This window comes from Nocardia takedensis NBRC 100417, assembly GCF_000308695.1.
Classification (GTDB): Bacteria; Actinomycetota; Actinomycetes; order Mycobacteriales; family Mycobacteriaceae; genus Nocardia; species Nocardia takedensis.
The window spans coordinates 14,812-36,159 of the sequence record NZ_BAGG01000095.1 but is presented as its reverse complement, the minus strand read 5'-3'; the positions used below and the strand labels follow the sequence as shown (position 1 = coordinate 36,159).

The 21,348-nt window shown below is 69.1% G+C and carries 16 protein-coding genes; 10 read left to right on the top strand and 6 right to left on the bottom strand.

Features of this window, described 5'->3' with window-relative positions; all coding sequences use genetic code 11:
- Positions 1-38: 38 nt before the first annotated feature.
- Together ON30_RS20925 and ON30_RS20920 are read right to left on the bottom strand one after the other, a co-directional pair.
- Positions 39-1,523 carry an MFS transporter gene (locus ON30_RS20925; RefSeq protein WP_040709397.1) on the bottom strand — a complete coding sequence of 495 codons (1,485 nt, stop codon included), beginning with the start codon at positions 1,521-1,523 and terminating at the stop codon, positions 39-41.
- A 162-nt stretch (positions 1,524-1,685) separates the two neighbouring features.
- Positions 1,686-2,360 (bottom strand): FadR/GntR family transcriptional regulator, encoded by a 675-nt coding sequence (locus ON30_RS20920; RefSeq protein WP_040709394.1) that lies wholly within the window; start codon positions 2,358-2,360, stop codon positions 1,686-1,688.
- Between the two features lie 65 nt (positions 2,361-2,425).
- Here ON30_RS20920 and ON30_RS20915 point away from each other — a divergent pair, with 65 nt between their 5' ends.
- From ON30_RS20915 to ON30_RS20875, 9 genes are all read left to right on the top strand, one after another.
- A complete protein-coding gene (locus ON30_RS20915) occupies positions 2,426-3,685 on the top strand; it encodes a CynX/NimT family MFS transporter (protein ID WP_373282597.1) in 1,260 nt (419 codons plus the stop codon).
- 276 nt (positions 3,686-3,961) lie between these two features.
- A complete protein-coding gene (locus ON30_RS20910) occupies positions 3,962-5,446 on the top strand; it encodes a nitrate/nitrite transporter (protein WP_040709393.1) in 1,485 nt (494 codons plus the stop codon).
- A 25-nt stretch (positions 5,447-5,471) separates the two neighbouring features.
- Positions 5,472-8,039 carry a nitrite reductase large subunit NirB gene (gene nirB, locus ON30_RS20905; protein WP_051029666.1) on the top strand — a complete coding sequence of 856 codons (2,568 nt, stop codon included), beginning with the start codon at positions 5,472-5,474 and terminating at the stop codon, positions 8,037-8,039.
- Between the two features lie 65 nt (positions 8,040-8,104).
- Positions 8,105-8,506 (top strand): nitrite reductase small subunit NirD, encoded by a 402-nt coding sequence (gene nirD / locus ON30_RS20900; protein WP_040709392.1) that lies wholly within the window; start codon positions 8,105-8,107, stop codon positions 8,504-8,506.
- A gap of 5 nt (positions 8,507-8,511) precedes the next feature.
- Positions 8,512-9,750, top strand: a complete 1,239-nt coding sequence (locus ON30_RS20895) for a uroporphyrinogen-III synthase (protein WP_040709391.1) — start codon at positions 8,512-8,514, stop codon at positions 9,748-9,750.
- Position 9,751: 1 nt separating this feature from the next.
- On the top strand, positions 9,752-10,504 hold the full coding sequence (locus tag ON30_RS20890) for a sirohydrochlorin chelatase (RefSeq protein ID WP_040709389.1): 753 nt from the start codon (positions 9,752-9,754) through the stop codon (positions 10,502-10,504).
- 80 nt (positions 10,505-10,584) lie between these two features.
- Positions 10,585-11,562 (top strand): alpha/beta hydrolase, encoded by a 978-nt coding sequence (locus tag ON30_RS20885; RefSeq protein ID WP_040709388.1) that lies wholly within the window; start codon positions 10,585-10,587, stop codon positions 11,560-11,562.
- Complete coding sequence (locus ON30_RS20880; RefSeq protein ID WP_040709387.1) at positions 11,559-12,011, top strand: cupin domain-containing protein; 453 nt, start codon at positions 11,559-11,561, stop codon at positions 12,009-12,011. Before ON30_RS20885 ends, ON30_RS20880 begins: the two co-directional genes overlap by 4 nt.
- An 81-nt stretch (positions 12,012-12,092) precedes the next feature.
- Positions 12,093-12,542, top strand: coding sequence for a VOC family protein (locus tag ON30_RS20875; protein WP_040709386.1), 450 nt, complete (start codon positions 12,093-12,095; stop codon positions 12,540-12,542).
- A gap of 44 nt (positions 12,543-12,586) precedes the next feature.
- On the opposite strand, the gene narI is transcribed toward ON30_RS20875, so the two are convergent.
- The 4 genes from narI to ON30_RS20855 are packed head-to-tail and all read right to left on the bottom strand — an operon-like array spanning position 12,587 to position 19,560.
- Positions 12,587-13,345 (bottom strand): respiratory nitrate reductase subunit gamma, encoded by a 759-nt coding sequence (gene narI, locus ON30_RS20870; RefSeq protein WP_040709385.1) that lies wholly within the window; start codon positions 13,343-13,345, stop codon positions 12,587-12,589.
- On the bottom strand, positions 13,342-14,022 hold the full coding sequence (gene narJ, locus ON30_RS20865) for a nitrate reductase molybdenum cofactor assembly chaperone (RefSeq protein WP_040709384.1): 681 nt from the start codon (positions 14,020-14,022) through the stop codon (positions 13,342-13,344). Before narJ ends, narI begins: the two co-directional genes overlap by 4 nt.
- Complete coding sequence (gene narH, locus ON30_RS20860; RefSeq protein ID WP_051029661.1) at positions 14,019-15,803, bottom strand: nitrate reductase subunit beta; 1,785 nt, start codon at positions 15,801-15,803, stop codon at positions 14,019-14,021. The genes narJ and narH overlap by 4 nt, the downstream gene beginning before the upstream one ends.
- 1 nt (position 15,804) lies before the next feature.
- Positions 15,805-19,560 carry a nitrate reductase subunit alpha gene (locus ON30_RS20855; protein WP_040709383.1) on the bottom strand — a complete coding sequence of 1,252 codons (3,756 nt, stop codon included), beginning with the start codon at positions 19,558-19,560 and terminating at the stop codon, positions 15,805-15,807.
- 878 nt (positions 19,561-20,438) lie between these two features.
- On the opposite strand from ON30_RS20855, the gene ON30_RS20850 reads away from it, so the two are divergent.
- Positions 20,439-21,347, top strand: coding sequence for a hypothetical protein (locus ON30_RS20850; RefSeq protein WP_040709428.1), 909 nt, complete (start codon positions 20,439-20,441; stop codon positions 21,345-21,347).
- Position 21,348: the final 1 nt, after the last annotated feature.

The window sequence follows — 21,348 nt, the reverse complement described above, 5'->3', positions numbered from 1 at the left end:
TGAATCCGAGACGGCCTGTGCACCGTAAAGGGGAATTGTCAGACCTTCGCGTGGGCGAGGGAGGCGATGCGTCCGACGGCGAAACTCGAACGCAGATAGAAGAACCAGGTGACGCCTGCCATGACGAGGAAGGCGGCGGCGTAGGCCCAGAAGGCGGGAGTCATGCTGCCGAAATTGATGTTGGACAGGCGCAGTGCCTGTTGGAGCAGGTAGCCGCCGGAGGCGCCGATCGCGCCGATGACGCCGATCGCGGCGCCGGCTTGCCTGCGCGCCGAGGCGGCGGCCTCGGTGAGGTCCATGCCGTGTTCGGAGGCGTATTTCTTGGCTTCGGCGTTGAAGATCGAGGGGATCATCCGGTAGGTGGAACCGTTGCCGATGCCGGTCAGCACGAACAGCACCAGGAAGGCGGCCAGGTACAGCGGGAAGCTCTTGGTCTCGAGACCGGCCATGATCAGCGCGACCGCGACGGACATGCCGCCGAAGACGAAGACGGTGATCTTGGCGCCGCCGACCCGGTCGGAGACCCACCCGCCGAAGGGACGGCTGAAGGAGCCGACGAGCGCGCCGAGGAAGGCGAGGTTGCCCAGGGTGGTGATCCAGCCGATGCTCGCCAGGTTCGGGAAGTTGGCCTTGATCAGGGTCGGGAAGGCGAAGGAGAAGCCGATGAACGACCCGAAGGTGCCGATGTAGAGGAACGACATGATCCAGGTGTGGCGGTTGGTGAGCGCCCGTTTGTAGGATTTGCCGTCGGATTTCGCGGTGGCGATGCTGTCCATGTAGCGCAGCGCGCCGAAGGCGGCGACCAGGATGAACGGTACCCAGACCAGGACCGACAGGGTGATGCCGAAGCGGTAGCCCGCGGGGTCCTTGGCGGTGAGGTGGGTGCCGAGGGTGATCAGCAGCGGCAGGACCAACTGGGTCTGGGCGACGCCGAGGTTGCCGCCCGCGGCGTTGATGCCCAGGGCCGCGCCCTTCTTGCCTTCGGGGAAGAAGAAGGAGATGTTGGCCATCGAGGAGGAGAAGTTGCCGCCGCCGAAGCCCGCGAGCGCGGCCAGCGCCATGAACACCCACATGGGGGTGCCGGGCTGGTTGACGAAGTAGGCCAGTCCGAGGGTGGGGATGAGCAGCATGGCGGCGCTGAACGCGGTGAAGGCGCGGCCGCCGAATTTGGGGATGGCGAATGTGTAGGGAATGCGCAGCGCGGCGCCGACCAGGGTGGGGGTCGAGGTGAGCAGCAGTGCGTTGCTGACGGCGGTCGGATTTCCCTTGCCGAGTCCTTCGAGGAATTCGAAGCCTGCCAGTCCCATGCTGGTGACGACGGTGCCCCAGATGACCCACACGCTGAATCCGAGATTCTCGGCGAACACCGAGAAAATCAGATTCTTGCGTGCGGTGAGTTTGCCGCCGGATTCCCAGAATTCGGTGTTGTCGGGTTCCCATTTCTCGAGCCAGCGGCCGCGGCTGTGGTGGGTGAATTCGTTCGCCCCTGGCTGTGCGTCCACGGGGGGTGCTGTGGCAGTCATCGGCTTCCTCTCGATTGCCTCACTGCGGTTCGGGAACAAAGGTAGAAGCCCGGTGTTGCACCCCGATGGCGTTTCGTTGCGTCGCCGGCAAATCCGACTCACATCGGCCTGCGGCGCGTGGTGACGTCTTGGTTACCCGCCCGACGCGCGGGCCGAATGTCGTTACCGCGGTTCAGGATATTCGGCGATGAGTGAGCCGAGGAAGCAGCGCGCTGCTTGGGCGGCGCGGTCGGGGTCGCCGTCGACGACGGCTCGGACGAGGTCGCTGTGTTCGATGTCGTAGGAGTCGTCGGAGCGGGCGGTGCGCGAGCGGATGACCTGTTCGATGGTGGGCAGCAGCGAATCGTAGAACTCGAGGTAGATCGCGTTGTGGCTGGCGACGACGATCGCGCGGTGCAGGGCGACGTCGGCGGCGATGGCCGCGGAGTTGTGTTCGCCCCAGCTGTGTTCGCCGCGTTCGGCGAGCAGGCGGTGCAGGGTGGCGATGTCGGTGTCGTCGCGGCGGCGCGCGGCCAGGGCGGCGGCGGTGGTGTCGAGGGCTTGGCGCAGTTCGAGGACGTCGCGTTCCTCGGCGTCGGCGAAGTACTTGGCGAGGGTGCCGCCGACTTCGGAGGCGGCGATCACATAGGTGCCCGAGCCCTGGCGTCGTTCCAACATGCCGGCGTGGACGAGGGCCTGGACGGCTTCGCGCACGGTGTTGCGGCCGGTGCCGGTGAGTTCGGTGAGCTCGGGTTCGGTGGGGATGCGTGAGCCGATGACCCAACGGCCGGAACGGATTTCGGCACGCAACTGCTCGGTGACCTGAGCGATGAGACTGGTACGCCGGACTGGTTGCACCGGAACAGAGTACCGCCCATCACATCACCTTGCCTCATAACATCCGGTCATCCTATGATTTCTCGGTGACAGCAACCCTCTCCGACACCACGGCCCGGCAGACCACGACCACTCCCGCGCGCTTCCCGCGCGCCCTCGGCGAGGGTCGGTTGCTGGTACTGCTGGCCATCGTGATGTCGGCGCTGACGTTGCGCGTCGCGGTGACGGCGTTCAGCCCGCTGGCCGAGCGGATCGGCGCCGACATCGGCTATTCGACGGCGATCGTCGGCGTCTTCGGCATGATCCCCACCGCGATGTTCGCGGTTTCGGGGCTGCTGACACCGCTGCTGGTGGGCCGCTTCGGTCTGGAACGCACCGTGTTCGTGGCCATGTTGATGGCGGGCGCGGGCATGCTCACCCGCGCCGTGGCGGGTGGCACCGCGGGGTTGCTGGTGTTCTCCGCGCTGGCGCTGGCCGGGATGGGCATCGGCAACGTGGTGATCCCGCCGCTGGTCAAGCGCTATTTCCCGGATCGGGTCGCGGTCATCAGCTCGCTCTACATCACCATGGTTCAACTGGGCACGGTCGTGCCCGCGCTGACCGCCGTGCCGGTGGCGCAGGCGCACGGGTGGCGGATCTCGATCGGCCTGTGGGCGCTGCTCGGCTTCGCCGCCGCGCTTCCCTGGCTGGGCGTGCTGCGCGCCCGCCGCGGTCGCGACGTGCTCGACACCACCGAACTGCCCGCGACCTCCGGTCCGGCCGTCGGGAAGGTGTGGCGTTCCCCGGTGGCCTGGGGGATGGCGGCCATGTTCGGCATGACCTCGCTGATCACCTACGCGATCTTCGCCTGGCTGCCCGCGATCCTGGCCGAAGCCGGTGCGAGCGATGCCTTCGGCGGCACCATGGTGGGCCTGTTCGCGCTGGTCGGGCTGGTCTCGGCGCTCAGCGCGCCGACCATCGTGGCCCGGCTGCGCAACCCCTTCCCGGTGGTGCTGGTCTTCGCGGCCTGCTTCTTCACCGGGTTCGCGGGACTGCTGGTCGCGCCGATGAGCGCGCCGGTGCTGTGGGTGATCGTGCTGGGCCTGGGTCCGAGCACCTTCCCGATGGCGCTGACGTTGATCAATCTGCGCACCCGCACCGCCCGCGGGTCGGCGTCGCTGTCGGGCTTCACCCAAGGCGTCGGCTACGCGGTCGCCTGCCTCGGGCCGCTGCTCTTCGGCACGCTGCACACCGCGACCCACGGGTGGGTCGCGCCGTTCGCGATGCTCTCGGTCGCGGTGCTGGTGCTGTTGGCGGGCGCGTGGCAGGCGTGCAAGCCGCGCCTGCTCGAGGACAGCTGGGTCTGAGCGTCCGAGACCTCACCGCCCGAGTTGCGGGCCGGTGCGCGACCGTCCATTGTTGTCGAATGAGGTTGCGCGCGTCACACCTCACGCGCTGACCTGCGCTTGAGCGGGTTGTTCGTCACCGGCGGAAACCGTTGTGTCACACCGCTGAAACATTCGTCGCGAACTCACCTCCACTTGACGGTGTACGTGAGCAACCGTTGATTCAAGCGACATTTCGCGCAGCATTACGGCAATACCCGTTACCTACCGTTGGGGCCAACCGATTTTGGGAGGCCCTTGTTGAGCACGCTGACGCGTAACCGCAACATCGAGCACTGGGATGCCGAGGATGTCCAGGCATGGGAGGCCGGTGGCAAGAACGTCGCCCGGCGCAACCTGATCTGGTCGGTCTTCGCCGAGCACGTCGGATTCTCCGTCTGGTCCATCTGGTCGGTCATGGTGCTGTTCATGCCCACCGACGAGTTCGGGATCGACCCCGCGGGCAAGTTCTTCCTCGTGGCCGTGCCGACGCTGGTCGGTGCGATCCTGCGAATCCCGTACACCGTGGCCACCGCCCGTTTCGGCGGCCGCAACTGGACCATCTTCAGCGCGCTGATGCTGCTGGTCCCGACGCTGCTGACGCTGTACTTCATCAACCAGCCCGGCACCTCGTACACGACGTTCCTGGTCGTGGCCGCGTTCGCGGGTCTCGGCGGCGGCAACTTCGCCTCCTCGATGACCAATATCAACGCCTTCTACCCGCAGCGGCTCAAGGGATGGGCGCTGGGCCTGAACGCGGGCGGCGGCAACATCGGCGTCCCGGTCATCCAGTTGATCGGCCTGCTGGTCATCGCGACCCTGGGCAACGACTACGCCTCGCTGATCTGCGCGGTCTACCTGGTGCTGATCGCGTTGGCCGGTGTCGGCGCGGCGCTCTACATGGACAACCTGCGCAACCAGAAGGCCGACCTGTCCTACATGATCACCGCGCTCGAGGTGCCGCAGTCCTGGGCGATCGCGTTCCTCTACATCGGCACCTTCGGTTCGTTCATCGGCTACAGCTTCGCCTTCGGCCAGGTGCTGCAGATCAGCTTCAAGGCCGGTGGCGACACCGCCGCGCAGGCCGCGCTGCACGCCGCGCAGATCGCCTTCATCGGCCCGCTGCTCGGGTCGCTGGCCCGCCCCTACGGCGGCAAGTGGGCCGACCGCATCGGCGGCAGCCGGGTCAGCATGTACGTGTTCGGGGCGATGACCGCGGCGGCCGTGCTCGTGGCGGTGGCCAGCACCCTGGGCGACAGCAACGGCGGCGTGCCCAGCGGCGGCGCGATGACCGCGCTGGTGATCGGTTTCATCGCGCTGTTCGTGCTCTCCGGCATCGGCAACGGCTCGGTCACCAAGATCATCCCGTCGGTGTTCGACGCCAAGTCCAAGAGCCTGGACGGCTCTGCGGCCGAGCGGGCCGCCTGGTCGCAGAACACCTCCGGCGCGCTCATCGGCTTCGTCGGCGCGATCGGCGCGCTCGGCGGCGTCGGGATCAACCTGGTCCTGCGCTCCTCCTACGCCAACACCAGCTCCGCCACCACCGCGTTCTGGGTCTTCATGGCCTTCTACGTCGTGTGCGTCGCGGTGACCTGGGCGGTGTTCCTGCGTCGTCCCACCGCGGCGGCGCCCTCCGACTCCGATGTCGTGGTCGAGGCCGAGACGTTCGTCCGCGCGGCCGAAGGTCTCGCGCACTCCGGCCGGAGTCGCGCAACGTCCACCACCTCGTCGGCGCACGCCTGACACTCGCCATCTCCGGAGGTCATCCATGAACCCCACCGTCGACCCGACGACCCTCGACACGACCGCTCGCAAGACCGTGGTGGTCATCGGACACGGCATGGTCGGTCACCGCTTCGTCGAAGCGCTGCGTTCGCGCGACGAGGCGGGCCAGTGGCAGATCGTCGTGCTCAGCGAGGAGCGGCGGCCCGCCTACGACCGCGTCGGCCTGTCGGCCTACGTCGGCGCCTGGGACGCCGCCGCGCTGGCGCTGCCCGGCAACGAATACGCCGGCGACGACCTGGTGGAGCTGCGCCTGGGCCAGAGCGGTCTGGCCATCGACCGCCAGGCGCGCAAGGTCACCACCTCCGAAGGCGACACCATCGGCTACGACGCGTTGGTGCTGGCCACCGGCTCCTACGCGTTCGTGCCGCCGGTGCCCGGTCACGACCTGCCCGAATGTTTCGTCTACCGCACGATCGACGATCTGGACGGCATCCGTGCCACGGCCGAGGCCGCCGGACCCGGCGCGCACGGTGTGGTGATCGGCGGCGGTCTGCTCGGTCTGGAGGCGGCCAACGCGCTGCGTCTGCTCGGGATGACCCCGCACGTGGTCGAGTACAACGACCGGCTGATGCCCGCCCAGGTCGACGCGGGCGGCGGCGCGATCCTGGAACGTCTGGTCACCGATCTGGGACTGAACGTGCACACCGGGGTCGGCACCACCTCGATCGAGCAGGTCGAGGGCGGGCTGAAACTGACCCTGTCCGACGAGTCGCAGATCGACGCGTCGCTGGTGGTGTTCTCGGCGGGCGTCCGTCCGCGCGACGAGATCGCCAGGACCTCGGGTCTCGAGGTCGGGCCGCGCGGCGGCATCATCACCGACCTGGGGTTGCAGACCTCCGACCCGGACATCTGGGCGATCGGCGAATGCGCCGCCGTCGAGGGCGTCTGCTACGGCCTGGTCGCCCCGGGCTACAGCACCGCCGAGATCGTCGCGGACCGCCTGCTCGGCGGCTCCGGCGAATTCCCCGGCGCGGACATGTCCACCAAGCTCAAGCTGCTCGGCGTCGACGTCGCCAGCTTCGGTGACGCGCACGCCACCACCGAGGGCGCGCTGTCGGTGGTGCTGCACGACGCGGCCAAGGGCACCTACGCCAAGCTGGTCGTCTCCGACGACGCGAAGATCCTGCTCGGCGGCATCCTGGTCGGCGACGCCACCGCCTATTCGGCGCTGCGCCCGCTGGTCGGGCGTCCGCTGCCCGCCGAACCGGCCGCGCTGATCTCGCCCGCGGGCGCCGAACTGGGCGCCGACGCCCTGCCCGACGACGCGCAGATCTGCTCGTGCAACAACGTCAGCAAGGGCTCGATCTGCGGCGCGATCGCCGAGGGCGCCTGCGATGTGGCCGCGATCAAGGGCTGCACCACCGCGGGCACCTCCTGCGGCGGCTGCGTGCCGATGCTCAAGAAACTGCTCGAGCAGTCCGGCGTGGAGATGTCCAAGGCGCTGTGCGAGCACTTCGAGCAGTCGCGCGCGGAGCTGTTCCAGATCGTCCAGGTCACCGGCATCCGCACCTTCTCGGGGCTGATCGCCAAGCACGGCAAGGGCAGCGGCTGCGACATCTGCAAGCCGACGGTCGCCTCCATCCTGGCCTCCACCTCGAGCGAGCACATCCTCGACGGCGAACAGGCCGCGTTGCAGGACACCAACGACCACTTCCTGGCCAACCTGCAGAAGAACGGCACCTACTCGGTGGTGCCGCGGATGCCCGGCGGCGAGGTCACCGCCGAGCAGCTGATCACCATCGGCGAGGTCGCCAAGGAGTTCGGCCTCTACGTCAAGGTGACCGGCGGTCAGCGCATCGACCTGTTCGGGGCGCGGGTGGAACAGTTGCCGCTGATCTGGAAGCGGCTGGTCGACGCGGGCATGGAGTCCGGGCACGCGTACGGCAAGTCGCTGCGCACGGTCAAGAGCTGCGTCGGGTCCACTTGGTGCCGCTACGGCCAGCAGGACTCGGTCGGCATGGCCGTGCTGCTGGAGAAGCGCTACCGCGGCCTGCGGTCCCCGCACAAGCTGAAGCTGGCGGTGTCGGGGTGCGCCCGCGAATGCGCCGAGGCCAGGGGCAAGGACGTCGGCGTCATCGCGACCGAGAACGGCTGGAACCTCTACGTCGGCGGCAACGGCGGTCTGGTTCCCAAGCACGCGGTGCTGCTGGCCGGTGAGCTCGACGACGAGACGCTGATCAAGTACATCGACCGCTACCTGATGTTCTACATCCGCACCGCGGACCGGTTGCAGCGCACCGCGCCGTGGCAGGAGGCCCTCGAGGGCGGCATGGACTACCTCAAGGCGGTCGTGTGCGAGGACAGCCTCGGCATCGCCGAGGAACTCGAGTCGGCGATGGCCAAGCACGTCGAGGGCTACCGCGACGAGTGGGCCGCGGTGCTCGACGACGAGGAGAAGCTCTCGCGGTTCGTCTCCTTCGTCAACGCTCCCGACCAGAGCGATCCGACCATCTCGTTCGACGACAGCGGCGAGCGCAAGGTGCCGGTGCTGCTGGGTCTGCCCGAAGTGCCGATCAGCGTGGGTTCCGTCACGGCCACGCACGGGAAATGACCGCTTAACAGCGTGGAAACAGGACGCCGGTACCAATAGGTGTGGCGTTCGGAGGAGGAACCCCGATGACCGTTATCGATACACCCGGCATTTCACGAGGCACGGCCACCGGTTGGACCCAGGCGTGCCGTCTCGACTATCTGATCCCCGGCCGCGGCGTCGCGGTGTTGCTGAAAGGTGGCCGTCAGGCCGCCCTGTTCCTGCTCGCCGACGGCACCGTCGCCGCTGTCGGTAACATCGATCCTTTCGGACGCGCGGCAGTGATGTCGCGCGGGATCATCGGTGACCGCGGCGGCGTCCCCGTCGTCCAGTCGCCGCTGCTGAAGCAGGCGTTCTCGTTGCTGGACGGGCGTTGCCTGGACGATGAGTCGGCAGCGCTGCCGGTGTACGCGGTGCGTGTGGACGACGGCATCGTTTCGGTATCCAACGAGCCGACGCAGTCCGGGCTCGACTCCTCGGATGGATGAACCCCATGACGACAATCGACGCGAGCGCCTCTCTCGCGGGCTTCACGGTCGGCATCACCGCCGCCCGGCGCGCCGATGAATTCGCGACCCTGCTGACCCGCCGGGGTGCGAGCGTGGTCTCGGCCCCGGCCATCCGCATCATCCCGCTGGCCGACGACAACGAACTGGAACGGGTGACCCGCACGCTGGTCGCCGAACCGCCCCAGATCACGGTCGCCACCACCGGGATCGGCTTCCGCGGCTGGATGGAGGCCGCCGAGGGCTGGGGCCTGGCCGAAGACCTGCGCGACACCTTGGCGGCCAACCGGATGCTGGCCCGCGGCCCCAAGGCCAAGGGCGCCATCCGCGCCGCCGAACTGCGCGAGGAGTGGTCGCCCGCCTCCGAATCCTCCGCGGAGGTGCTCGACCACCTGCTCGCCGAAGGCGTCGAAGGTGTCCGCATCGCGGTCCAATTGCACGGCGCGACAACCGAATGGGAGCCTGTGCCGGACTTCTGCGAGGTGCTGCGCTGCGCGGGCGCCGACGTGGTCGCGGTACCGGTCTACCGGTGGATCCCGCCCGCCGATCAGGGACCGATGGACCAGATGATCGAAGCGATCGTCACCGCGAGTCTGGACTGCGTGACCTTCACCAGCGCACCCGCGGTGGCTTCGATGTTGATGCGCGCCAAGGAGACCGGACTGCTCGAAGGCGTCCTGCACGCGCTGCGCGGTCGGGTGCTGCCCGCCTGCGTCGGCCCCATCACCGCCGCGCCGCTCGAGGAGCTGGGCGTGCCGACCTCCATGCCGGGCCGGGCCCGGCTGGGCGCGCTGGCCCGCCACGTCGCCGAGGAACTGCCCCGGCGCGCCAACCGGATCCAGGCGGCCGGACATCAGATCAGCGTGCGCGGTGGATGCGTGGTGGTGGACGGCGTCGTCCGCCAACTCGCCCCCGCGCCGATGGCGTTGATGCGGTCGCTGGCGCGTCAGCCCGGACGGGTGGTCTCCCGCGAGGACCTGCTGGCGGCGCTGCCCGGCGGCGGCGAGGACACCCACGCCGTGGAGACGGCCATCGCGCGACTGCGCGCGGGTCTCGGCACGCCCAAGGCGATCCAGACCGTCGTCAAGCGCGGCTACCGGCTGGCCCTGGACGCCGTCGACTGCGCCGACGATTTCCCGGCGCCGGACGTGCCGCGGCCGCCGCTGCCCGGTATCGGCGCGCCCGTGCGGGCTCCGCGCTACGCCCAACCGATGGGGAGTTGGTGAGATGACCACGACCACGCCCGCCCTGGTGCTCGTCGCGCACGGAACCAGGAGCACCAAGGGGGTCGAGATGATCGCCGCCCTCGCCGACGCCGTCGCGAGCGAATCGCGTACCAGGGCAGCCGATTGCGCGCCGCCCGCGGTGCGCACGGCCTTCGTCGACGTCCTGGGGCCCTCGCCCGCCGAGGTCCTGCGCGATCTGGCGGCCGACGATCCGGCGGACACCGTTCCCGCCGTGGTCGTTCCGGCCTTCCTCGCCTCGGGCTACCACGTCTACCAGGACGTGCCGCGCGAGGTCGGCGAGAGCGGCCACCCGGCCGTCGCCGTCACCCCCGCCATGGGGCCCGATCCCGCGTTGGCGCGGATCATGGGCATGCGCCTGCGGGCGGCCGGATGGCGTCCCGGTGACGCGATCGTCTTCGCCGCCGCGGGGTCCTCGGACGCCAGGGCGCGCGCGGACGTGCGGCGGGCCGCGGGCCTGCTCGCCGACCACCTCGGCGCGCCGGTGCGCATCGGCTACGTCGCCACGGGCGCGCCCCGTGTGCCGGAGGTCGTCGCCGACCTGCGGGCCGCGGGTGCGCGTCGGGTCTTCGTCGCCTCCTATCTGCTCGCGCACGGTCTGTTCCAGCAGCGGTTGCACAAGGCGGGCGCCGACGGCGTCGCCGAACCGATCGGCGTGCATCCGGCGGTGGTCCGACTGCTGGCCGACCGCTACCGGGCCGCCGCACGCGCCTCGGTTGCCGATCGGGTGCGGTGACCGGGTCAGAACACGCCGGGTGAATACCCGAAACACGGCGTAACGGCGGCTCCGAGCGGGCGCTGGGGCAGACTTGACCCATGCACCGGCTCGTGAGCTGTCTCGTCGCCGTCGTCTCCGTACTCGCCGCGCTGTCCGGCGCTCCGCGCGCGAGCGCCGATCCGGGCTCGGCGATCCTCGACGTGCGGTCGCTGGGGGGTCGCCAACTCGAGGTCGACGTGTTCTCGGCGGCGATGAACCGCACCATCACCCTGTGGATGTCGCACGCCGGTCCCGGCGCGCCCGCGCTGTATCTGCTCAACGCGGTCGACGGCGGCGAGACCGGCGGTCCGTGGCCGCGGCGCACCGACGTCGAGGAGTTCTTCGCCGACAAACCGGTGAACGTCGTCGTGCCGATGGGCGGGCGCGCCAGCTTCTACACCGACTGGCTCGCCGACGACCCGGTGTTGGGCCGCAACAAGTGGACCACCTTCCTCACCCGCGAACTGCCGCCGCTGCTGGACGAGCGTTTCGCCATGACCGGCGCCAACGCCGTGGCGGGACTGTCGATGTCGGCGACCTCCGCGCTGAACCTGGCGATCGCCGCCCCCGGGCTGTACCGGGCGGCGGGCGCCTACAGCGGGTGCGCGCGCACCAGCGACCCGATGGCGCAACTGCTGGTGCACTCCCAACTCGCGGTGTTCGGCGCGAACGCGGCGAACATGTGGGGCGCGCCGAACAATCCGGCGTGGGTGGCCAACGACCCGGTGGTGCAGGCCGAGCGCCTGCGCGGTGTCGCGCTCTACATCTCGGCGGGCAACGGCCTGCCCGGCCCCTACGACACGTTGGGCGCTCCCGGCATCGGCGGGAATCCCGGCGCGCTGCTGGACCGGGTCGCGGTCGGCGGCCTGATGGAGACGGTGGTCGGCGGCTGCACCCGTCCGCTGGTGGACCGGTTGGCCGCCCTCGGCATCCCGGCCGCGCTCGACCTGCGCGCCGCCGGGACGCACGCTTGGCCGTACTGGCAGGACGACGTGCACCGCTCCTGGCCGGTGTTCGCCGCGGCGCTGGGCGTGTGAGCGTGCGCGCGCGCACGCTGGTCGCCTGCGCGGTTGTCGCGCTGTCGTGCGCGGCGTGGCCCGCGCAGGCCACGCCGGGAACCGACATCACCGCCGTCACGCTGGGGCAGGTGAGCGTTCCCGACCGGCTGGTGCCGTTCCTGCGCGGCACCGATTTCGTGGCGCGCGAGATCACCGTCGCCCCGGGCGGTTCGACGGGCTGGCACTACCACGACGGACCGGTCATCGGGTTCGTCCGCTCGGGCGTGCTGACCCACCCCGGCCCGGACTGCGCGGCCGAGGTGTATCAGGCCGGGGAATTCCTCTACGAACCGGCGGGCGCGTGGAACGTCCACATCGGCCGCAATCTCGGGACCGAACCGCTGGTCCTGGACGTGATCTACGCGCCGCCGCTGGGCGACCCCCTGTTCCGCGACGCTCCCGCGCCCGCCTGCGACAGCGCGGGTTGAGAATAGTTCGGGAGATGTGTCGAGAACCGGTGTGCGGTTCCGACCGACCAGGACAGCACACCGACTCCGAGGGAGCAGATCATGTCCGTCACGACTTTCCTGTGGTTCGACACCGAGGCCGAGCAGGCCGCCGAACGCTATGTCGAACTCGTCCCGAATTCGCGCATCGTCGACACCGTCCGAGGGCCCGACGGTTCGGCCTTCGTCCTCACCCTCGATCTCGACGGCCACTCGGTCACGCTGATGAACGGCGGCCCCGGTCGCCCGCACACCGAGGCCGCCTCGCTCCAGGTCGGCGTCGACACCCAGGAGCAGATCGACCGCCTCTGGGACGGATTGATCGAAGGCGGCGGCAAGCCCGGCGAATGCGGTTGGCTCACCGACCCGTGGGGCCTGTCCTGGCAGGTCGTCCCCTCGGCGCTGCCCGAACTCCTGGGTGATCCGGCCCGCGCGGGCGCGGTGGGCGCGGCGCTGCGGTCGATGGGCAAACTCGACATCGCCGCGCTGCGGGCGGCGGGCGAGAGCGCGTGATCCGCGCGCGGTGATCCGTCCCCGACCCGCGACGGATCACCGCGTCAGCCCCAGCGTTCGGGCGTCACCGGGGAATCCCAGGCCCGCGCGTAGCGGCGGGTGTCGGGGGCGTCGGACTGCTTGTGCCGGTAGACGATGTAGGGCCGGGTCAGGTAGCCGATCGGCGCGCTGAACATGTGTACCAGGCGGGTGTAGGGCCACAGCCCGATCAGTGTCAGCACCACCAGGCCGTGCAGTTGGAAGGTCCACGGGGTGTCGACCATCAACTCCGGCTCCGGATTCAGCGAGAACAGGCTGCGGAACCACGGCGAGACCGATTCGCGGTAGTCGTAGGTGCCCCACAGCAGGTTGCTGCCCCAGGTGTTGAGCAGGCCGGTGACCAGCGCGGCCGCCAGCAGCGTGTACATGAGTTTGTCGTTGCCGGTGGTCGCCTTGCGCACCGCGGGCACGGTGATCCGGCGGTAGAGCAGGATGCCGACGCCCGCCAGCACCGCGAGACCGGCCACCGACCCCGCGCCGACCGCGATCACGTGGTAGGCGTGTTCGGAGATGCCGAGGGCCGCCGTCCAGGAACTGGGGATCAGCACGCCGAGGACGTGCCCGCCGAAGACGCCGAGCATCCCGAAGTGGAACAGGGGTGAGCCCAGGCGCAGCAGTCGGCTCTCGTAGATCTGCGAGGACCGCGTCGTCCAGCCGAACTGGTCGTTGCGGTAGCGCCAGACGTGGCCGAGCACGAACGAGGTGAACGCCACGTAGGGCAGGATCAGCCACAGTTCGGTGGGCAGATGCGGTGCGTAGTTCATCGTCGGCCTTCCGACTGGGCGAACATCGTGGGGTCCATCGCGAACGGTTCGAGCCCGACTTCCTCCTCGGGCGGCCCCTGCGCGGCGAGTTCGGCGATGCGACGGCGGTCGGCGGTGGTGAGCGCGGGCATGGTGGCGACCACCGCGCCGAGCACCCCCGCGTACGGGGAACCGCTGTCGCTCAACGACAATCGCAGCAACTCGATGACCGGCAGGTGCTCGCCGAGCAGTCGCTCGCCGCCGACCGGGTCCACCGTCGCGGCGAATTCCAGCAGCACCGGGAGGTGGTCGGGCAATTCGGAGTCGCCCAGTTCCACGCCCGCGTGCCGGTAGGCGTGTTTGAAGCGCAGCAACGCCATGCCGCGCTTGCGGGTGTCGCCGTAGGCGTAGAAGGTCAGGTGCAGGCTGGCCCGGCGACGCAGGTCGAAAGTCTCCACGTATCCGGCGGCGAGATCGATCGGCGGGGTGTCGCGCAGGTGGGCCAGCAGCGTCTCGAGGCCCGGACGCAGGTGTTCGGGCAGCGACGCGGCGGCCTCGGTCAGCCGGTCGAGCATCGCCAGGGTGTCGCGTCCGGGATAGTCCAGCAGGACGGCGGCCAGTCGCCACACCAACCGGCGGTCGCGTTCGGTCACGCGCACTTCGGGTTCGGGCCGCCGCCGGATCTTCAGCAGGCTCACGACCGACCTCCCGCGCCGTTGGCGGTCGCGCCGCTGAATTCGGTCGACGGACCATGCGCGGCGCCGTTGCCCGCATGGTCCGCCGAGCCGTTCGCGACAGCGCCGTTGCTGCCGTTGCTCGCGGGGACGTGCCCGTTCCCGTTGGCCTCGTTCCCGTTGGCCCTGTTCCCGTTGGCCCCGTTGCCGTTCGAGGTCGGCACCAGGCCGGAGGTGTCCTTGCCGTCCCAGTTCAGCAGGTTGATCCGACCCGACTTCTTCTGCGGCGCGGCCTCGTTGGTGTCGGTCAAGTGGAACTTCTCGACCATCTGGTCGAAGGCGGTCATCCCCGGCCCGCCGTCGGTGTCGAGACTGCATCCGGTGGCCAGTGCGTCGAGTTGGTGGGCCTGGGAGCCCGCACCGGTCGGAATCACATACCGGTGTTCGTATTTGGCGATCGCGAGCAGCCGGTACATCGCCTCGATCTCCTCGGGCTCGAGCCGCACCGACGGCGCGATCGCCGCGTCGGGTTCCTCGCCGAGGTTGACCGAGCGCATGAACGACCGCATTCCCGCCAACCGCTGCAACGCGGCGCGCACGGGCCCCACGTCACCGGCGGTGAACAGTTCGGCCAGATACTCCACCGGGATGCGCAGCGCGTCGATCGCGCCGAACAGGTTGTTCGCGTTCTCCCCGTCGTGCCCGGTCTCGGAGAGCACGTCCACGACCGGCGAGAGCGGCGGCACGTACCAGACCATCGGCATCGTCCGGTATTCCGGATGCAGCGGCAACGCGATCTGGTAGTCCACGATCAGCTTGTAGACCGGCGAATCCTGCGCCGCCTGAATCCATTCCGGCGAGATGCCGGCCCGCTCGGCCTCGGTGATCACCCTCGGGTCGTGCGGGTTCAGGAAGACGCCGAGTTGGCTCGGGTACAGATCCTCGGGTGCGGTCACCGACGCGGCTTCCTGCACTTTGTCGGCGTCGTAGAGCATGACGCCGATGTAGCGCAGCCTGCCCACACAGGTCTCCGAGCACACCGTCGGGATGCCCACCTCCACGCGCGGATAGCAGAAGGTGCACTTCTCCGCTTTGCCCGTCTTGTGGTTGAAGTAGATCTTCTTGTACGGGCACCCGGTCACGCACTGCCGCCACCCGCGGCACTTGTCCTGGTCGACCAGCACGATCCCGTCCTCGGCGCGCTTGTAGATCGCACCGGACGGGCACGAGGCCGCGCACGACGGGTTGAGGCAGTGCTCGCAGATGCGCGGCAGGTAGAACATGAAGGTCTGCTCGAATTCGAGCTTGACCTGGTCGGACAGCCGCGACAGCAGCGGGTCGCGCCCGACCTGCTCGGGCCCCGAGCCGAGGTCGTCGTCCCAGTTCGCGCCCCAGGTGACCTGCGTGTCCTCGCCGGTGATCAGCGATTTGGGGCGGGCGACCGGCGTGGTGTCCGAGGGCGGGGCGGACAGCAGGTTGTCGTAGTCGTAGCTCCACGGCTCGTAGTAGTCCTCGACCGTGGGCAGGTCCGGGTTGGCGAAGATGTTCAGCAGCCGCTTCATCCGGGAACCGGATTTCAGGGTCAGCTTGCCGCGCTTGGTCAGCGTCCAGCCACCCTTCCACTTCTCCTGATCCTGGTACTGGCGCGGATACCCCTGTCCCGGGCGGGTTTCCACGTTGTTGAACCAGACGTATTCGGTGCCGCCGCGGTTGGTCCACGCCTGCTTGCAGGTGACGCTGCAGGTGTGGCAGCCGATGCATTTGTCCAGGTTCATCACCATGGCCAGCTGTGCCATGACACGCATATCAGTACTCGACTTTCTGCGAGCGGCGACGAATGGTGGTGACCTCGTCACGCTGGTTTCCCGTCGGCCCGTGATAGTTCAGCGCGAAGGACTGCTGCGCGTAACCGCCGATCAGGTGGGAGGGTTTGATCATGATGCGGGTCAGCGCGTTGTGGATGCCGCCGCGTTTGCCGCGCGCGCCGTTCACCTTGTCGGTGCCCTCGATGCGCGGGACGTCCACGGCCCGGTCCTGGGCGTGGTACATGAACACCGTGCCCTCGGGCATCCGGTGCGAGACGATGGCGCGCGCGACCACGATGCCGTTGCGGTTGATCGCCTCGATCCAGTCGTTGTCGGCCACACCGATCTTGGCGGCGTCCTTGTCCGACATCCAGATCGACTGACCGCCGCGCGAGAGCGTCAGCATGTGCAGGTTGTCCTGGTAGGCGGAGTGGATCGACCATTTGGAGTGCGGGGTCAGATACCGCACGGTGACGCCGCTGTCGGAGACCTCGCCGATCCCGGGTTCGCTGAACAGCGCGGTCATGTCCAACGGCGGGCGGAAGATAGGCAGTTGTTCGCCGAGTTCGGCCATCCAGTCGTGATCGAGGTAGAAGTGCTGACGACCGGTCAGCGTGTGCCAGGGCTTGAGCCGCTCGGTGTTGATGGTGAACGGCGAGTACCGGCGGCCGCCGGTCTCACTGCCCGACCATTCCGGCGAGGTGATGACCGGCACCGGCCGCGCCTGGGTGTCGGCGAAGGTGATGCGTTTACCTTCGTGTTCGGCGGCCAGGTCGGCCAGTTTCGTGCCGGTGCGCCGTTCGAGCGCCTCGAACCCCTCCACGGCCAGCCTGCCGTTGGTGGTGCCCGACAGCGCCAGGATCGCCTCGGCGGCGTGGGTGTCGCGGGCCAGCGACGGTCTGCCCTTCGCGATGCCGGAGACCACCGTTCCGTTGACGCCCGCCAAGTACTCGACCTCGGCGTCGGGATGGGTGGTGACGCCCTTGGTGGTCACCCCGAGGGTGTCGATCAGCGGGCCGAGCGCGGCCATCTTCTCGGCGATCTTCGGGTAGTCCCGTTCCACCACGACGATCTTCGGCATGGTCTTGCCGGGGACGGGTTCGCATTCGCCCGCCTTCCAGTCCAGCACGCGCCCGCCCGCCTGGGCCAACGCGTCCGGCGAATCGTGTTGCAGCGGAACGGCGACGATGTCCTTGCGCACGCCCAGATGCTTCTCCGACATCCACGCCACGCCGCGCGCGATCCGGTGGAACGCCTCGAAGTCGGTGCGGGCCTCCCACGGCGGGGAGATCGCGGGGGAGAAGGCGTGCACGAACGGGTGCATATCCGTCGAGGACAGGTCGTGCTTCTCGTACCAGGTGGCGGCGGGCAGCACGATATCGGAGAACAGGGTGGTGCTGGTCATCCGGAAGTCCAGCGACAGCAGCAGATCCAGCTTTCCGGTGGCCGCCTGGTCGCGCCACACCAGTTCCTGCGGTCGCACGCCGGTGGCGTCGGTGGTCTGCACGTTGGAGTCCGCGCCCAGCAGGTGCTTGTGGAAGTACTCGTTGCCCTTGCCGGAGGACCCGAGCAGGTTGGCCCGCCACACCGTCAGACAGCGCGGGAAGTTCTCCGGGGCGTCGGGGTCCTCGCAGGCGAAACGCAGATCCTCGGCTTTGAGCTTGTCGACCACGTAGTCGGCCGCGGGCACACCGGCCGCCTCGGCCTCGTCGGCCAGATCCAGCGGATTGCGGTCGAAGGTCGGGTAGCTGGGCATCCAGCCCAGGCGGGTGGCCAAGGCGATGTTGTCGGCGGCCGTGCGCCCCCGGAACGCGCCCTTGCCCAGCGGAGAGGCGAAGGACTGCGAGGTGAAGGGGTCGTAGCGCCACTGGTCGTTGGTCAGGTACCAGAACACCGTGCCCTGCATCTGCCGGGGCGGGCGCTGCCAGTCCAGGCCGAAAGCCAGTGTCGCCCAGCCGGTCACGGGCCTGCATTTCTCCTGCCCGACGTAGTGGGCCCAGCCGCCGCCGTTGACGCCCTGACAGCCGGTCAGCAGGGTCAGGGTGAAGAAGGCGCGGTAGATCTGGTCGGAGTGGAACCAGTGGTTGGTGCCCGCGCCCATCAGGATCATCGACCGGCCGCCGGAACGTTCGGCGTTGTCGGCGAATTCGCGCGCGACGCGGATCGCCTGGGCGGCCGGGACGTTGGTGATCGCCTCCTGCCAGGCCGGGGTGTAGGGCTGGCTCGCGTCGTCGTAGCCGGTGGCCCATTCACCGGGCAGGCCGTCGCGGGCCACCCCGTACTGGGCCAGCAGCAGGTCGTAGACGGTGGTGACGCGCTTGCCCGCCACCGTGATCGTCGGCACCCCGCGCACCACCACGCCCGCGGTGTCGGTGTCGAAGCGCGGCAATCGGACCGCGAGGGTCTCCCTGCCCGGCGCGTCGTACACGCTGAGCAGCGGGGTGACGCCCTCGAGGTCGAGATTCCACTTGCCGGTCCCCGATTCGGTGAACCGGTGACCGAGCGAGCCGTTGGGCGCCACCGGGTTGCCCGCCTCGTCCAGCAGGACCGGCATGTGCGCCGCGCCCTCGACGGTGCGGCCCAGGTCGGCGGCGGTGAGGAACTTCCCGGCCAGTGCGCCGTCGTGGTGGTAGTTCCCCTCGGCGTCCCAGCCCGTCGGATCGTCCAGGCACACCAGGTAGGGCAGGTCGGTGTAGCGGCGCACGTAGTCCAGGAACCGCGAGGTGGTGCGCTCGACGAAGAATTCCTTGAGGATCACGTGGCCCATCGACATGGCCAGCGCCGCATCGGTTCCCGGCCGGGCCGCGACCCATTCGTCGGCGAATTTCGTGTTGTCGGCGTAGTCGGGCGAGACCACGACGACCTTCTGGCCCCGGTAGCGCGCCTCGGTCATGTAGTGCGCGTCGGGCGTCCGGGTGACCGGGACGTTGGAGCCCCACATGATCAGGTATCCGGCGTCGAACCAGTCGGCGGACTCCGGGACGTCGGTCTGGTCGCCGAAGACCTGCGGCGAGGCCACCGGCAGATCGGCGTACCAGTCGTAGAACGACAGCATCGAACCGCCGAGCAGGGAGATGAAGCGCGCGCCCGCGGCGTGGCTGACCATCGACATGGCCGGGATCGGGGAGAAGCCCGCGACCCGGTCGGGGCCGTAACGCTTGATCGTGTGGACGTGCGCGGCGGCGGCGATCTCGGCGGCCTCCCACCACTCCGCCCGCACGAATCCGCCCTTGCCGCGCGCGGATTTGTAGCGCGCCGCCCGCTCCGGGTCCTCGACGACGGCGGCCCAGGCCAGCACCGGATCCTTGTGCTGTTCTTTGGCTTCGCGGTACATCTCGAGCAGCGTGCCGCGCACGTACGGGTAGCGGACCCGGGCGGGAGAGTAGGTGTACCAGGAGAACGAGGCGCCGCGAGGGCAACCGCGCGGTTCGTATTCCGGCTTGTCCGCGCCGACGGAGGGGTAGTCGGTCTGCTGGGACTCCCAGGTGATCACGCCGTCCTTGACGTAGATCTTCCACGAGCACGAACCGGTGCAGTTCACGCCGTGCGTCGAGCGCACCACCTTGTCGTGGGCCCAGCGGTCGCGGTAGAACTCGTCGGCCGAGCGTCCGCCGACCTTGTGCAGGCTGCGGTGGTCGGCGGAGACCTCGCCGCGCTGGAAGTACTTGCCCCAGCGCAGCAACGCGTCGGCGGCGTCCGGCGACGGTGTGCCCGCCGTTTCCCGGGGTGTCGAATTCCGAGTACGTGAGTTAACCACGACGCCCCCTAGGAACAGTTGATTCGAGCTGTCGTCCCCGACTCTAAGGAGGGCTCGGCGGCGGTCAAAACGATTCGCTCACACCGCGCTCGGGCCCCCGGTGAGTTGTGAGGCGGGTGCAACGTAGTGGTCACCGCCGCTCGGCGGCGTCGCGCCGATTCGGAGCCCACGACCAGGCTGTATACGCTCTGACCGGCCCGGATGCGTCTCCGAGGCGGGGTCGAGCCCCCTTGGCGGTGATCTCTTGGAAACGGCCGCTTCTCGGGCGCTTAATATTTGTTTACACACCGGTAGGGTCGTTTCCGGCCTTCGCGCGGGTCCCGCGAACACTGTCGCGCATGACCGCGGTCGCCGTCTCCGCACACCCGAACTATTGGCCGATCATTCACTGAGACACCGGTCGGTTTGCTGAGTGGACGCCCGGGCGGTGGGCGGCCGCATCTCCACGCGAATGCGTCGCCCTAGTTGATAGCTAATGATTAGCTGACGATTCCGTGTCGTGGCGGAATTTCCGGAGTAGCGCGCGCGATGCCGATGTCCGTATCCCGCGAGGGGTCGAACTCGGGGCGGAAGTGCGGAAACGCTGTCGCGGTGGACGATCCGGGGGAGTGCCTGCGGCCACGGTACCGGACGGTGCCGTGGCCGCACCGCATTTTGCCGCGAATGTCCTGGTGAGCGGCGCGGACACGGCGGACAAGGGGGTGCCCTGACCGGTGTACGTACTTCACAGGGCGCGGACCGGCGTCCGGATTGTGTGGACAACCATCCGGCGACGGTATTTGATCCATTTATCACAGGTTCGGCGTCGAACGAAATCACGGTGATCGATCGAACCGGACACACTCGGATTGCGGAGACATTGCGGGGAGTGAATGCGCATGATCGATGAGCTCGAATCGGTGGTACCGCACATCACCTTGGCGGCCGCGGCCGACCACGGCAACGGCACGTTCGCCGTGTGCGGCGACGAAGGACGCGCTCTCTGGTACGGCCCGTTCCTCGACAACGACGGCGACCACCCGCACGGCGACCGCTTCGCCGGCGCGATGGCCGCGGCGGCCAGGGCCGTCTGGCTGGCGGGCCGGGCCAGAGCCGATTCGGGACTGCCCGAGGCCACCCTGCACCTCACCGTCACCGAACCCGACGTCGACCCGGTCACCCTCGCGTGCACCGCCTCGCTGTCCGGGCTCGCCCTCGATCTCGAGGTCTCCGACGACAATCCGGCCCTCGAGTGGTGCCACGTCTTCGGCAGGCTCGACTGGAATCCGGGCTCGCTGATCAGTCTGCTCGACGCTGAGGCGTCCGAGCCCGCACCGCGTCGTCACCCGCGCTCGGTGGCCTCGTTCCACGAGATGAAGGAGAAGATCCTGATGACCCGCAACGCAGGCCCGAACGGGCCGCTATCCCAGGTGGACCCGGACGACGAGCTACGCGCGGCGCTGGAGGCGCTGCTGTTGCACGACGCGATCGGACTCGACGCCCGCATGCGGCACGCCATCGCGGCCGCCGTGCACCTGGCCGTGGACACCCCCCACGGGCCGCCCGAGGACGCCGAGGAATTCCTCGGCCGCCTCGACGCCGCCTGGCTGCTGGCCGCCTGGGGCGGTCACGACACCGAGATGTCGCTCATCGCGACCCTGGCCGCGGGCGACGTGCCCGCGCTGTCGTGGTGCGAATTGATGTTCACCACCGCGCTGGCCCCTTGGTCCACCAGCCCCGGCGCGCTGCACGCCCGGCACATCTTCGCCGGCGTCCGCCGCGGCCGGGTCGGCGCGACGCCGCGCTGAC

Bases quoted from the DNA above. Each gene is read 5' to 3' on its own strand.
- nirB (WP_051029666.1), top strand. From the start codon at position 5,472: ATGAACCCCACCGTCGACCCGACGACCCTCGACACGACCGCTCGCAAG.
- ON30_RS20895 (WP_040709391.1), top strand. From the start codon at position 8,512: ATGACGACAATCGACGCGAGCGCCTCTCTCGCGGGCTTCACGGTCGGC.
- ON30_RS20885 (WP_040709388.1), top strand. From the start codon at position 10,585: ATGCACCGGCTCGTGAGCTGTCTCGTCGCCGTCGTCTCCGTACTCGCC.
- nirD (WP_040709392.1), top strand. From the start codon at position 8,105: ATGACCGTTATCGATACACCCGGCATTTCACGAGGCACGGCCACCGGT.
- narI (WP_040709385.1), bottom strand. From the start codon at position 13,345: ATGAACTACGCACCGCATCTGCCCACCGAACTGTGGCTGATCCTGCCC.
- narH (WP_051029661.1), bottom strand. From the start codon at position 15,803: ATGCGTGTCATGGCACAGCTGGCCATGGTGATGAACCTGGACAAATGC.
- ON30_RS20850 (WP_040709428.1), top strand. From the start codon at position 20,439: ATGATCGATGAGCTCGAATCGGTGGTACCGCACATCACCTTGGCGGCC.
- ON30_RS20875 (WP_040709386.1), top strand. From the start codon at position 12,093: ATGTCCGTCACGACTTTCCTGTGGTTCGACACCGAGGCCGAGCAGGCC.
- ON30_RS20890 (WP_040709389.1), top strand. From the start codon at position 9,752: ATGACCACGACCACGCCCGCCCTGGTGCTCGTCGCGCACGGAACCAGG.
- ON30_RS20925 (WP_040709397.1), bottom strand. From the start codon at position 1,523: ATGACTGCCACAGCACCCCCCGTGGACGCACAGCCAGGGGCGAACGAA.